The organism is Brachyspira pilosicoli, from assembly GCF_036997485.1.
GTDB classification, from domain to species: Bacteria; Spirochaetota; Brachyspiria; order Brachyspirales; family Brachyspiraceae; genus Brachyspira; species Brachyspira pilosicoli_C.
In genome coordinates this window covers 363,540-377,447 of sequence record NZ_JAWLPU010000003.1, presented here as the reverse complement: position 1 = coordinate 377,447, position 13,908 = coordinate 363,540, and the positions used below count along the sequence as shown (strand labels likewise).

The 13,908-nt window shown below is 28.3% G+C and carries 9 protein-coding genes; 7 read left to right on the top strand and 2 right to left on the bottom strand.

What is annotated here, in order from left to right:
* The first annotated feature begins 50 nt into the window (after positions 1 to 50).
* Positions 51 to 2,600, top strand: coding sequence for a BspA family leucine-rich repeat surface protein (locus tag R4I97_RS09640; RefSeq protein WP_335784828.1), 2,550 nt, complete (start codon positions 51 to 53; stop codon positions 2,598 to 2,600).
* 85 nt (positions 2,601 to 2,685) lie between these two features.
* Here the strand turns inward: R4I97_RS09640 and R4I97_RS09635 are convergent, their stop codons facing one another.
* The gene (locus R4I97_RS09635) at positions 2,686 to 4,008 is read right to left on the bottom strand and encodes a sugar ABC transporter substrate-binding protein (RefSeq protein ID WP_335784827.1); all 1,323 of its coding nucleotides are present in this window, start codon (positions 4,006 to 4,008) and stop codon (positions 2,686 to 2,688) included.
* 159 nt (positions 4,009 to 4,167) lie between these two features.
* Positions 4,168 to 5,478 (bottom strand): ABC transporter substrate-binding protein, encoded by a 1,311-nt coding sequence (locus tag R4I97_RS09630; protein ID WP_335784826.1) that lies wholly within the window; start codon positions 5,476 to 5,478, stop codon positions 4,168 to 4,170.
* A 239-nt stretch (positions 5,479 to 5,717) separates the two neighbouring features.
* Between R4I97_RS09630 and R4I97_RS09625 the strand changes: the two genes are divergently transcribed.
* The 6 genes from R4I97_RS09625 (at position 5,718) to R4I97_RS09600 (ending at position 13,907) form a co-directional block, all read left to right on the top strand.
* Positions 5,718 to 8,372, top strand: coding sequence for a valine--tRNA ligase (locus R4I97_RS09625; protein WP_335784825.1), 2,655 nt, complete (start codon positions 5,718 to 5,720; stop codon positions 8,370 to 8,372).
* A gap of 711 nt (positions 8,373 to 9,083) precedes the next feature.
* Positions 9,084 to 10,082, top strand: coding sequence for a dihydroxyacetone kinase subunit DhaK (locus R4I97_RS09620; protein WP_335784824.1), 999 nt, complete (start codon positions 9,084 to 9,086; stop codon positions 10,080 to 10,082).
* A 3-nt stretch (positions 10,083 to 10,085) separates the two neighbouring features.
* Complete coding sequence (locus R4I97_RS09615; RefSeq protein ID WP_335784823.1) at positions 10,086 to 11,465, top strand: hypothetical protein; 1,380 nt, start codon at positions 10,086 to 10,088, stop codon at positions 11,463 to 11,465.
* On the top strand, positions 11,466 to 12,308 hold the full coding sequence (locus R4I97_RS09610; protein ID WP_335784822.1) for a hypothetical protein: 843 nt from the start codon (positions 11,466 to 11,468) through the stop codon (positions 12,306 to 12,308).
* Positions 12,283 to 13,038, top strand: coding sequence for a GntR family transcriptional regulator (locus R4I97_RS09605; protein ID WP_335784936.1), 756 nt, complete (start codon positions 12,283 to 12,285; stop codon positions 13,036 to 13,038). The genes R4I97_RS09610 and R4I97_RS09605 overlap by 26 nt, the downstream gene beginning before the upstream one ends.
* A 32-nt stretch (positions 13,039 to 13,070) precedes the next feature.
* Entirely contained in the window at positions 13,071 to 13,907 is an 837-nt protein-coding gene (locus R4I97_RS09600) for a sugar phosphate isomerase/epimerase (protein ID WP_335784821.1), read from the top strand.
* The last annotated feature ends 1 nt before the right edge of the window (position 13,908 follow it).

The window sequence follows — 13,908 nt, the reverse complement described above, 5'->3', positions numbered from 1 at the left end:
CAAAAATTTTTATATATGATAAAATTATATAACTATCTTTAGGAGAAGTTATGAAAAAATATAAACCAACAACAAAAACAGAATTAAAAAAATTAGTATTTACTGATGGTATAAAACTTTATGATGTTGATACAAGTCTTATCACAGATATGAGTAAACTTTTTTATGAAAGTAAAAGAAAAGATTTTGAAGGCATAGAAGATTGGGATGTTTCTAATGTTACAAATATGGATATGATGTTTGCATATATGGGCTATAATATGCTTGTAAGATACTCACCTATAGATTTTGATCAGGATTTAAGTAATTGGAATGTATCTAAAGTAAGAAGTATGAATAATATGTTTGCTTATTGTTCTAATTTTGATCAGCCTTTGGATAATTGGGACGTTTCTAATGTTGAAGATATGGCTTTTATGTTTTGCGGTGCCAAAGAGTTTAATCAGCCTTTAAATAGCTGGAACACATCAAAAGTTAAAAATATGAGAGGAATGTTTCAGGAATGTGAATTTTTTAATCAGCCTTTGAATAAATGGGATACTTCTAATGTTGAAGATATGTCTAATATGTTTATTAGGGCAAAAAGATTTAATCAGCCTTTAAATACTTGGAATATAAATAAAGTTAAAGATTTATCAAGTATGTTTGCATATTGTGATGCTTTTAATCAGAATATTAATGATTGGGACGTTTCTAATGTTACAAATATGGATTCTTTGTTTAGGCAATGCGAAAAATTAAATCAGCCTTTTGATAAATGGGACACTTCTAATGTTGTAAACATGGAAAAGACATTTTTCTCATGCATGAAATTTAATCAGCCTTTAAATAGTTGGAATGTATCTAATGTAGAAAATATGGATATGATGTTTTATATGGCACAAAGTTTTAATCAGCCTCTTGATAAATGGAATACGCAAAAATTAATAACTGCAGCGGGACTATTTAGATTTGCTTATAAGTATGATTGTTATGAATCTTTAGAAAATTGGAATTTAGATAATTTGCAGGAAGTTGGTACTTTTTGCGATGATGAGGAAAAATTACATACAAGACTTAAAGTATATATGCAAGTTTTTTATCCTAAAGAAAATTATATAACTATAACAAATAATAATGCAAAAGAAATATATAATTTAATACTTAAAGATAAAAATAAAAAAATTGTAAAATTAAGAAAAAAAATTGAAAGTGATTTTAGAGAAGAGCTTTCAATTTCTGAAGATAATTTTGCAACTATAGAAGATGCAGAAAATTATATAAAAAATAATTATAAAGAAGATAAGAGACTTAAGTTTATAAATAAAAGTAATGTTTTAATAAAAGATAAATCAAGAGAAGTAAATATTAAAGTTATAAAGTATATATATTCAGAGTATTTATCTTTGAGTAATATTATAAGGCTGAAAAGAATTGATGATATAGTAAACTTGCTTGATATAGAAACATTCGTAAAACAAATTAAAGAGTTTTATTTAGAAAATAAAGGAGATGCTGCTTGTTTAATTTATGGGATATATGGTGGAGATGAAGCTTTAAAAGATATATATGAATTAAAATTCGATTCTAATTTTTTTCTTTCACTAATAAAACTTAATATCAAACATAAATATGCTCTAAAATTGTTATATGAAATATATACTACTACAAAGAAAAAAGATATAAAAAAAGAAGCTTCTAAAATTATTGATGAAGTGCTTGAAAAAATGAATATTAGCTATAGTGAGTTTAAATTAAAGTGTATGCCAAATTTGGGATTTAATTCTAAAGGTGAAAGAGAGTTTAATAAAGATTATAAATTAATTTTAAATAGTGATTATTCTTTAAGTTTTTTTGATATAAAAAATAATAAAATATTAAAAAGCACACCTAAAAAAATTAATGAAGATTTAAAAGAAGAAATAAAAAATTTAGAAAAAGAAATACATAAGTTTATGAGGGCAAATTCTTATCTTTTAAGCATCATATTAATAGACGGGGAAATATATAGTTATGATTTATTTAGAGAATATTTTATTGATAATTTTTCAATGAACAAATTTGCATCGACTTTAATATGGAACTTATATGATAAAGACAAAAAAATTATAACAACATTTAGATATTTAGGCGAAGATAAATATGTAGATTCTGAAAATAAAGAAATAAAAATTGATGCTGATAATTTTGTTGGTTTAGCAAGCCCTGTAGAAATGGACGATAAAACTGTAAATGAATGGATAAAGCATCTTAAAGATTATCAGTTATCGCAGCCTTTAGAGCAATTAGCATTAGTTAAATTAGATAAGAAGAACTTGCAAAAAGAAATAAAGAAATTATCAATCATAGAGGGGACTTACGGAACTTTTAAGGATTTTGCAAAAAGATATGAGATGTATATTCATGATAAGTTTGGAGATACTATAACATATACATTTCAATCAAATGATGATGATATATTTTCAATGTCAGCAGATATTGATGAAGATATTGAACATGATGATATGATAGAAATTAAACTTAGTTTTGAAAACCAAAATTACAATAAAATTAGCAGCAGATTTATTTATACATTTTTAGTATTTATAATTTTCAGTTTTAAGCTTACAGATTTATTTTAAAAATATTTTATATAATAAAGCCTTAAAAATATAATAGTGTATATTTTTAAGGCCATTTTTTATTAACAATATTTAATAATAAAAATTATTTAGCTATAGTTCTTCCTGTAGCAGAACTTATTTGATTTGCTGCATCTTGTAATGAAGAAGCTATATCTTTATTATTATTTATAACATCTTCATAAACACTTACAACAGTATTTCTAACTTCAGCAAAGTCATCAGAATTATATATAACATTAGGTATTTGCTTAGTTACATCAGCCAATGTTTTATTGAAATTATCTCCGAAATAATCATCAGCTTTTAAGAATCTTTCATCATCATAAGCAGGAAGATAAGAAGGGAATAAGCTAAATTTTTCATACATCATAATTTGATTATCCACATTCATTAAACTCTCTTTTATAAACTCTAAAGCAGCAGCCTGTTTAATAGGATCGGTAGCAGTTATAGAAAGTCCAGCACCTCCAGATGAAGAAGCTCTAACAGCATCTTGGCTAACTGTTGGTATAGGCATAATTCCCCATTTGCCTTTCATTTCAGGCATTTGGTCTTTTATAGTACCGCCCCACCATCCACCAATTATGTATGAAGCAACTTCACCGTTTTTATTAGCTACTATAGAACCGTCCCAGTTAACAACATTTTTAGCAACACCCTCATCTATAAGTCTTTTTATCATTTGAAGAGTTTCTATTGCTTTTTGAGATGCTACAGTTATTTCACCTTTATCATTTAAATAATATGATTTATTAGCTATTAATAATGCTCTGTATAAATTTTCATCCTGAGTGAAAGGAAGACCTGTCATATATACATTAGGAAATTTTGCCTGAAGTTTTTTTCCAGCAGCAATATAATCATCGAAAGTTACTATAGTATTAGGATCAATTCCTGCTTCTTTAAATAAATCAACTCTGTAGAACATAACAACAGGACCAGAATCCCAAGGTATAGATACTAATTTACCTGTGCTGTCATAACTTGAAGCAATTTTAGATGGGTCCACTACCCCGTCAATAGTTATATAGTCTTTCATATCAAAAAAATATTGCGGATAAGTTTCAGCAAAAGTTTGTATATAATCACTTTCTATCTGAATTACGTCAGGAACCCCATTTCCTGAAGACAATATTACGCCATACCTTTCGTACACATTTTGAGCCAATCCAAATTCTTGTACATTTACTTTTATTTTTGGATACTTCTCATTGAACACCTTTGCTGTTTCCATTAAAGCTTTAGCAGCAACATTCCATCCCCACACTGTTATCTCTGTTTCTGTATTAGCATCTATTGTTGGAAGTTTAGACGCCGTTTGCCCAGCCTCTTTATTGCCAGAACAAGCCCACATAAAAACTACAACCAATACTAACAAAAAACTATAAAATTTTTTTTTAGCCATAACAACACTCCTTCTGTTTATTTAGCTACTTTTATTATAATCACCTTTTATATAAAAAGCAATTATTAAATTTAATAATTATTTTTTACTCATACTATTTTTATGCAATATAAATTACAAAATACATAAACTGAAAAATACTATCATAAAAAATTATCATTATTTTGCTATTTTTCTTCCTGTAGAACTGCTTATTTGATTTGCAGCATTTTCTAAGGCTTGTTTTATATCAGCATTATTATTCAACACCTCTTCATAAGTACTCATAGAAACACTTCTAATTTCAGCATAATCTTTTGTAGTATATATTACCTGAGGTATTTCTTTTGTAACATTTGCTAAAATATTATTATATTCATCTCCGAAATAATCATCAGACTTCAAAAATCTTGGGTCATCATAAGCAGGCAAATATGACGGGAATAGCCCATATTTCTCATACATTATAATCTGATTATCAACATTCATCAATGTTTGTTTAAGGAATTCTATTGCCGCAGCTTGTTTAATAGGGTCAGTAGCTGTAATAGTTAAATCAGAACCACCCAAAGAAGAAGCTCTAACTCCTCCTTCAGTATATGCTGGCATAGGCATAATTTTCCATTTACCTTTCATCTCAGGCATTTGGTCTTTTATAGTGCCGCCCCACCAGCCGCCCATTATATATGAAGCTATATCTCCGTTTTTATTTGCCATTATAGAACTATCCCAATTTACTGTATTCATAGCTATGCCTTCATCTATAAATCTTTTTAACATAGATATGCTTTCTACAGCTTTATCAGATGAAATAGTAATTTCTCCTTGAGCGTTTAAAAAATATACTTCATTTTGTACTAATAAACATCTCCACAAATTATCATCTCTGCTGTATGGGAAACCTGTCATTTTTACATTAGGAAATTTTTCCTGAAGCTGTTTTCCTGCTTTAATAAAATCATCATAAGTTACTATAGAGTTAGGGTCAATTCCAGCATCTTTAAACATATCTTCTCTATAAAACATTACCACCGGACCAGAATCCCAAGGTATAGAAACCAATCTTCCTTCACTGTCATAACTAGTAGAAAGTTTTGAAGGGTCTACTTTGCCTTCTATATCTATATAATTTTTTAAATCCATAAATCTTTGAGGATATGTTTCAGTATAAGTCTGAACATAATCACTCTCTATTTGCATTATATCTGGTATTTCTTTTCCTGATGCTAATACAACTCCATATTTTTCATAAGCCTGTACGCCTCCAAATTCTTGAACGGTTACTTTTATCTTTGGATATTTTTGCATAAATATATCCGCCATTTCTGTTAATGCACGAGCAGCAACATTCCAGCCCCACACTTCTAATTCTGTTTCAGTATTTTCATCTATTACAGGAAGCTCTGCTGATGAAGCTGTATCAGTTTTATTATTACATGATATTGCCATAATGGCTGTAATAACAGAAAGTATAAATATTTTTTTAAGCATAATGCTATCCTCTTTTTTATAATTATTTATTATATATTAGTATAGTAAGTTTTTTATGATAATTCAAATAATTATAAAATATCATTTAATTTTATATGCTATAAATATATTTTTTATTATTTCAATAAAATGCAATAACACATAAATAAAAATTAATAATTGAAAAATATTGCATATAGTATAAAATATCATATCAATTTTGAATATTATTATATTGATTCATTGGAGGAAAAAAGAATATGAAACATACTTTAGAAGGGGCATACACTCCTAAGAACATTGAAGACAAATTATATAATTTCTGGAAAAGTAGCGGATTTTTTCATGCAGTTATGGATAAAAATAAAGAACCATATTCTATAGTCATACCTCCTCCAAATGTTACAGGCGTACTTCACATGGGACATGGACTCAATAATACGCTTCAGGATATACTTATAAGATTCCATAGAATGCTTGGAAAATGCACTTTATGGATGCCGGGTACTGACCATGCAGGAATTGCTACTCAGAATGTCGTTGAAAGAAGATTAAAAGCTGAAGGCAAAAATAAATATGATTTAGGAAGAGAGGCGTTTGTTAAAAAAACTTGGGAAGTAGCTAATGAGCATCACTCTATAATAGTAAAGCAATTAGAGAAAATAGGCTGTTCTTGCGATTGGGATAGAGAGAGATTTACTCTTGATGAAGGTTTAAGCAATGCTGTTAGAGAAGTATTTGTTGAGCTTTATAATCAAGGTTTAATATATAGAGGAAAATATCTTATTAACTACTGTCCAAGCTGCGGTACTGCTTTAGCTAATGATGAAGTAGAGCACGAAGAAGTTGCTGGTGCTTTATATCATATTAAATATCAAATAGAAGGAAAAGATGAATATATTGAAATAGCGACTACAAGACCTGAAACTATTTTGGCAGACGTTGCTATTGCTGTTCACCCAGATGATGAAAGATATGCACATCTTACAGAACAAGACATTTTAATACTTCCTATTGTTGGCAGAAAATTAAGACTTGTAAAAGACACTTATGTTGATAAAGAGTTTGGTACAGGAGCTTTAAAAATCACACCAGCTCATGACCCTAATGACTTTGCTATAGCCCAAAGACATAATTTAGAAATAATAAATATACTTAATGCAGACGGCACATTTAATGAAAACACTCCATCTAATTATCAAGGTAAAACTGTTAAAGAGGCAAGAGATTTAATTATAAAAGAACTTGATGCTATTGGAGCATTTGTTGGAAAGGATAATATTAAACACCAAGTAGGACACTGTTACAGATGTCATAATGTTGTAGAGCCATATTACAGTGATCAGTGGTTTGTAAAAATGAAGCCTTTAGCAGAAAAAGCATACAAGGCTGTTAATGACGGAAATACAAAAATATATCCAGAAAGATGGATTAATACTTATAATCACTGGATGACAGATATTAGAGATTGGTGTATAAGCAGACAATTATGGTGGGGACATAGGATACCTGTTTGGTACTGCGATGACTGCGGCGAGATGATGGTATCAAAAACTGATATTACAGAATGTACTAAGTGTAAATCTAAAAATATTCATCAAGATGAAGATGTACTTGATACTTGGTTTTCTTCTTGGTTATGGCCTTTTTCTACTTTCGGATGGCCAGAGAAAAATGAGGAATTAGAATATTTCTACCCTACTACTGCACTTGTTACAGGTTATGATATATTATTCTTCTGGGTTGCAAGAATGATTATGGCAGGAACTCATTTTATGAATGATGTGCCTTTCAAAGATGTTTATCTTAATGGGCTTATAAGAGATAAAATCGGAAGGAAGATGTCTAAGAGTTTAGGAAACGGTATTGACCCTATAGAAATTATTGATGAGCATGGAGCCGATGCATTTAGATTTACTTTATCATTCATAACTTCATTAGGCGGTCAGGATATTTGGCTTGACAGAGAACTTTTCAAAATGGGCGGAAAGTTTGCTAATAAAATTTACAATAGTGCTAAATATATTTTTGGTAACATTGAAGATAATGCTGATATAAAAGATTTAGACAGCTACACTCTTGAAAATAAAGATAAATGGATATTATCAAGACTTCAAAAGGCTATTGAATCAACTACTCAAAAATTAAAAGAGTATAGATTTGATGAAGCTTCTCAGACAATTTATAAATTCTATTGGAATGAGTTTTGCGATTGGTATATAGAGATAAGTAAATTTGATTTGAAAGACGAAAGCAAAAAAGAAAAAACTATTGCTGTTCTTTTATATGTACTTGAAGAATCAATGGCTATGATTCACCCATTTATGCCATTTATAACAGAAGAAATTTATTCTAATTTACCAAAACATAATATTGATTCAAAGGCATTGATGATTAGAGAGTATCCAAAATCTAATGCTAAATATATATTTGAAGACATAGAAAAAGATTTCAATTTAATTCAAGACATTGTTTCAGGAATAAGAAATTCTCGCTCATCATTTAATTTGCCTCCGAACAAAAAACTTGATGTAATAATTCGCTATACTTCAGATTATTTCAAAAATACTGCTGAAAGCTATAAGGATATTATATCAGCACTTTCACTTACAGAATCATTGAATATAGTCTCTTCAAAAGATAGTGAGAGAAATAAGGGTTCATTTGTTAAAGTGTTTGAAGGCGGTGAAATCAATGTTAATCTTGTTGGCATAATAGATTTAGAAGCAGAGAAGAAAAGATTAGAAAAAGAAGCAGCAGGCTACAAAAAAGATTTGGAAGCTGTAAACAAAAAACTTTCTAATGAAAACTTTATGAGTAAAGCTAAACAAGAAGCAATAGACACAGAAAACAGAAAGAAAAAAGAGTTTGAAGATAAATTAAAAGGTATAGAGGAAGTTTTGGCTTCTCTATAATTTTTAATAATATTTCATAATTAAAAACTTGGCTTATGTTTATTGATGTAAGTCAAGTTTTTTTATTTTATTACTAAGATAAAAAACTATATTTTGTAAATTTTTATATTGTTCTTTTTCCCGCCGCAAAAAGAACCAAAAAGTGCAAATGTTTTTACTTTATATCTATAAGATTGTATAAATTTAAAATAATAACTATATTTTTTGAATAGGAATGCAGTCCTTTTGCTTTTTGGGTCATACCTAAATATACTTCATTCGGTAGCAAAAAGAAATATGGATGTGTGTGCAAAACCACCACAAATAGTAATTAAAAACTTGGCTTATGTTTGTTAATGTAGGTCAGTTTTTTTATTTATATATTACAATTTTAATTTATCATATTTAATATTATCATTATTTTTTTAGTATCATCAAGTAAAAAATATATAGTATGCCTACAAATTTATCACAAAAATACAGTTGATTATATTTTTATAATTTTAAGCTATTAATATAAAAATATAGTAAAAAATAATAACATGTATTCACAAAAAAATTATTTTCTGCTTTCAGAGTATTTCTCTAAACAAAAAATATGATATTTTTTTAGATTTTTTCTGCTTTTTAATTGACAATGAGTAATACATGTATATAATACATGTATATAATACATGTATTATTTTTTATTTAATTAAACATTTTGCTATCTTATCAAATGGAGAAACAAACATGAAAAAAATACTTAATAGTAAGGAAAATATTTTACTTGAAATGTTGGAAGGATATCAGAAATCTAATAGCGACAGGGTAATTTTATTGGATGGTAATATATTGTACCGTAAAAATAAAAAAGACAGTAATAAAGTAGCTGTTATTATTGGTAATGGCTCTGGTCATGAACCTGCTATGATAGATTTAGTTGGTGAGGGACTATTCGATGCTAATGTATGCGGAAAAATATTTACGGCTCCTTCTCCTTTAGAGATGATAAAAGCTATAAAGAGACTGCATAGCGACGGACATGAAAATATTTTGATACTTGTATCTTCTCATGCTGGTGATATTTTAAATAGTAAAATGGCTATTATGTTAGCAGAAGCTGAAGGAATAAAAGTAAAAATGGTTGTTTTATGGGACGATATTTCAAGTGCCCCTAAAGGTATGGAGAGTGAAAGAAGAGGTACAGCAGGTTTATTTTTTCCTTTCAAATTAACTTGTGCTGCTGCTGAAGATGGAATGGAAATATCAAAACTTATAGAGTTTGCACAAAGAGTAAGAGACAACACAAGAACTTTAAGTGTTGCTATTAACAGCGGTACGCATCCTGAGACAGGCTTAAAAACATTTGAATTAGAAGATGATGAAATAGAAGTTGGTATGGGGGTTCATGGTGAGGCAGGAACAGGAAAAATGAAATTGCCTACGGCTTGTGAATTGGTAAAGTATATGTTAGATAGAATTATTGATGATAAGCCTTTTAATAAAAATGATGAAGTTTTAGTTCTTCTTAATAATGCTGGTTCTATGACTTATATGGAACTATTTATTATATATAATGAAATAGAAAAATATTTACATAACATAAACATAAAAATCGTTAGGAATTGGGTTGGAACTTATGTAACAACTCAAGAGATGTCTGGTTTTTCAATAGCAATTTGTAAAGCAGATGAAGAAATTTTAAAATATTATGATTATAAGGCTGACAGCCCATTATTTAGGAGATAATATATGAAGTTAGGAATGTTGACAACAAATAGTGATAATTATTATGGTATTTATCATGAGATTGATAAAAAAGCTATGAAAGAAATAGTTAAATTTAGTCAAGATAATAATATTGATTTAATAACTTATGGGCCAATAAAAACAGGAGAAGAAGCTTATCAGGCTAGAAAATATTTTGAACAGCAGAAAATAGATTATCTTTTAATAATGCTTGCAGATTTTTCTTCTGGAGATATCATGATGGCTTTTGAAAATACCAATTATTCTATAGGAGTTTGGTTTAAAGAAGAGCCATTTGAAGATGGAGATATTCAATTAAATGCTGCTGTTTCTGCTAATATTTTTGCTAGTATTGCTATGAGAAAGTTTAAAAATAAGGTAAAAGTAGATTGGTATTATGGTAATTTATTTGATAATTCGTTAAATATTAAACTTTTAGATAATATCATTGTATCTAAAGCTATAAATAAATTTTCTAATTCTACAATTGGTATAATAGGAGATGTTGCCCCTACTTTTTATAATTTAGAAAACAATCATCTTAAAGAATATTTTCCAAATATGAGATTTAACAAAATAGATATTAATTATATCATGAAAAAAATAGAGTTATTAAAAGAAGATGATATAGAACGAGCAAAAAACTTAATTTTAAACTCTTGTAATAAATTTGAGGCATTAGAAAAATCTCTAATAAATAGTGCAAAAGCTTATATAGTTATTGAACAATATGTAAAAGAAAATGCCATAGATTGTATAGCAGGTACTTGCTGGCCTGATTTTCAAGATACATTACAAATAGTTCCTTGTGTATTATATAGTTTAATTGGTAATGAATTAGGTGTTCCTGTAGCTTGTGAGGGTGATATAGGAGGTGCTGTTTCTCTTTTAATTGCTAAGGAATTATCTAATTCTAATCCTACATTGATGGATTTAACAAGTTTAAATAGCAAGACAAATCAATTATTATTATGGCATTGCGGTATAGGAAGCAAGGATTTTCAGCCTAATGAAGATGTAAGAATAATATCACATCCTATGCTTGACAGAAAAAATCCAAATAGAGAATTAATGGGTCTTTCTTATGATTATTCTTTTAAACCTCAGGAAGCCTCTATAATAAGATATAGCAATGACGGGAGAATTCTTGCTGTAGATGCAAATATAGTAAAATCTAATAAAGGATATAGCGGTACTAGAGGATTTTTTACAGATTTTTCTCAGGAAGGAGAAAAGTACAGTGTAAATCAAGTAGTAGATACTATTTTTGAAAACGGAATAGAACATCATTTGATTATATGCCCTAAACATATAGAGAAAAGAATAAGAACTTTTGCTAAAAGAATGAACATAAAAACAATAAAGTTAGAGAAAGGAGTTTAAATGGAAAAAAATTATAAGCTAAAAAAACTTTTAAAAAACGGCATATTTCATATTTTTGCTATAGACCACCATGATGTATTTACATGCAAAATGAAGGGAGCGGATATTAGTAATAAAGATATTGTTCTTAAAGAAAAACTTAGGCTGATAAATGAAATAAAAGATTTAACTTCTGCCGTTTTGATAGATACTTATTATTTTTTTAATGGAACAAAAATAATAGATGAGATTAATATAGGAGAAGTGTTGGTAGGGATAGAAAATAATAATTATAATATTGAAACCATCAATGATGATTATCTTACTAAAAAAGTATCAATAGAAAAATTATCAGAAGATGGATGCAATATGATTAAATTATTTGTTTACTATCACCCTGATATGAAATTTTCTGATGATATAGATAGAATTGTAGAATATGTTAGTAATGAATGCGAAAAACATAATATTCCTTTTATGCTTGAACCTATTTTATACAAGGAAAGCCCTGATAATTATGATTTAACTATTAGAATGTTGAAAAGGCTTTCAAAATATAAGGTAGATGTTTATAAGCTTGTTTTTCCTGGCAATATAAATAATCTTTCTTATGAAGAGAATTTTGATAGATGTAAAAGTATTAATGATTTAATTAATACTGTATGGATTATATTAAGTTCAGGAATAACAAATAGCGAATTCAAAAAGCAGCTTGAAATTTCTGGTAAAGCAGGAGCTTCAGGTTATGCGGTTGGAAGAAGTGTATGGAATGACTATGTATGTTCTGATAATCTTAGAGATATGAGAACATTATATAGTGATATAGTAGATATAGCAAATAAATATTGTAAAAAGGTGGACTAAGATTATTAAAGATTCAGATTCATTTAAATATAAAGTTATTGCTGAGGATATTAAAAAGAAAATAGAAAACGGAACTTTGAAAAGAGGTTCTTTAATGAACAGCGAATTAAAAACTCAGCAGGAATATAGCGTTAGCAGAGTAACAGTTAGAAAAGCTTTTAAACTTTTACATGAAGAAGGTATTATAAGAACTGTTCATGGCGTAGGTACATTTATTAATGATTTGTATACTCAAGATTGGACTTGGATGCGAAGTTTCAGCAAAGAGGTTCAAAAAGCGGGACATAAGCCTACTACAAAAATTAATAAATTTAAGATTGTTAAAAGTGATAGTAAGGTTGCTAAACATTTATCTATAAAAGAAAAAGATGAATGTTATTTTTTTGAGAGGATTAGGTATATAGATAATCAGCCTATTTGGATAACAAGATCTTATATTCCTTGTATTTATGCTGCAGATTTAACACCTGAGTATTTTTCTGTAGCGGGGGTTACACAATCTATATTTAGGGTTCTTGAATTAAATTTTGGGTTAAAGTTTTCTAAAGGAATTGATATTGAAGAATCAATTAATATAAACGAATCAGAAGCCAACATATTGAATATAGACAGTGATAAGCCTGTAATAATGAAAGCTTTTATAGGATATGATGATATGAATAGACCTATTGTATATGAAAACACAATAATGGCTCAATCCATATCTAAAGTTTTAGATTCCAAAAAATAATTTATAAAAATTAAATATTAGGAGGACTTTAAATGAAAATAGCAGTACATATGTCTATGTTTTGCAAAGAATGGACAGATGACATTATACCAGCTTTAGGTAAGGTGAAAGATATAGGATTTAATGGAGTTGAAATTTCTCTTTATGGAGCTAGCGAAGAAAAATTATTCAATTCTTTTGATGCTGCAAGAAATTTAGGTCTAGAAATAATTTGCGGAACAGGAGTATCTCCAGAAACAGATCCAAGCAGCGTTAATAAAGATATAAGACTCAATGCATTAAATTATCTTAAGAATGCTGTAGATAAGGCACATAGGGCTAAGGCTTTATTTATTAATGGAGTATTATATGCACCATGGCAGGGTTTTTCTAAAGAAAGCAGAAAAATAAGATGGAAAAATTCTAGTGAAGTTTTAAAAGAAGTTGGTGAATATGCTAAAAGTAAAGGCGTAGGATTGAATGTTGAAGTTATAAACAGGTTTGAAACAGATTTTTTTAATAAAGTTGAAGAAGCCGCTGAGTTTGTAGACATGATAGGACTTGATAATGTTAAGCTTTTAGTTGATACATTTCACATGAATATAGAAGAAAATAATATATATGAAAGCGTAGATAAATATATTAATTACATAGGCTGTGTTCATGTAACAGAAAATCATAGAGGCGTTCCAGGTACAGGACATATTGATTGGCATAAATTAATAGAGGTTTTGAATAAAAATAAATATAACGGATACTTAGATATGGAAACTTTTGTAGAGAGTGGTACTCAGGTTGGAGATGCTTTATTTATTTGGAATGCTGATAAAGATCCATTTGCTGAGGCAAAAAAAGGATACAACTATTTAAAAAAATTATTAGGAGAATAAT